Below are 877 nucleotides of genomic sequence, written 5' to 3' on the forward strand. Positions count from 1 at the left end.
TGCGGCGTCTGCCGGCATAGGTGATCTTTGTTCGTATTCGGCTGGGCTGAGGTGGCCGAGGGCTGAGTGCCTTCTTCGGGTGTTGTAGAAGGTCAGCCACCGGAACACCTTGAGCCGGGCCTGGTGGATGTTCGGCCAGCCGTGTGCGGGAAGGATCTCACGCTTGAGACTGGCGGAGAACGCCTCGGCCAGGCTGTTGTCGGCGCTTGAGCCGACCGCTCCCATCGACTGGCGTACTCCGGCAGCGGCACATGCTTCAGCGAACGCCTTGGAGGTGTACTGAGCGCCGTGATCGGAGTTGAAAATCACTCCTGCGATGTTCCCGCCACGCGTGGCCACGGCGGCGTTCAGCGCGTCGATGACCAGCTCGGCGCGCATGTGGGTGGCCATGGAGTAGCCGAGCAGCCGTCTGGTCCTGATGTCGATCACGGTAGCCAGGTACATCCATCGGCCGGCGACGGGCAGATATGTCACATCGTCGCACCAGCGTGCGTTGGCGGCCCCGGTGTTGAAGTCGCGCCGCAACAGGTCCGGCACCGGTGAGCCCGACGGATCGGGGATGGTGGTGCGGCACCGGCGACGCAGGTGCCGGCCGATGATCCGGTGCTCGCGCATCACGCGTTCGACACGTTTGCGGTTCACCCGATGCCCTTGGCTGCGCAGTTCGGCATGCACCCGCGGCGATCCGTACGTCGCGCTGGAACCTGCGTGAATCTTGCGGATCTGTTCGGCCAAAGACCGATCTGCGGCCTGGCGGGCGGCCCGGGCCGAGGCAGCCTGCCGCCAGGCGTAGAACCCGGACCGGGAGATCTTCAAGATCTGGCACAGCCGCTTCACGCCGAACGCGTGGTGATGGGACTCGACGAAGGAAAAGCGG

General features: G+C 65.7%; 1 protein-coding gene. It reads right to left on the reverse strand.

Features of this window, described 5'->3' with window-relative positions; all coding sequences use genetic code 11:
• A partial coding sequence (locus HKK72_RS39485) for an IS3 family transposase (RefSeq protein ID WP_187239462.1) occupies positions 1 to 877 on the reverse strand: 877 nt, incomplete at both ends.

The sequence above is a fragment of the Actinomadura sp. HBU206391 genome (genome assembly GCF_014323665.1).
GTDB lineage: Bacteria > Actinomycetota > Actinomycetes > Streptosporangiales > Streptosporangiaceae > Actinomadura_C.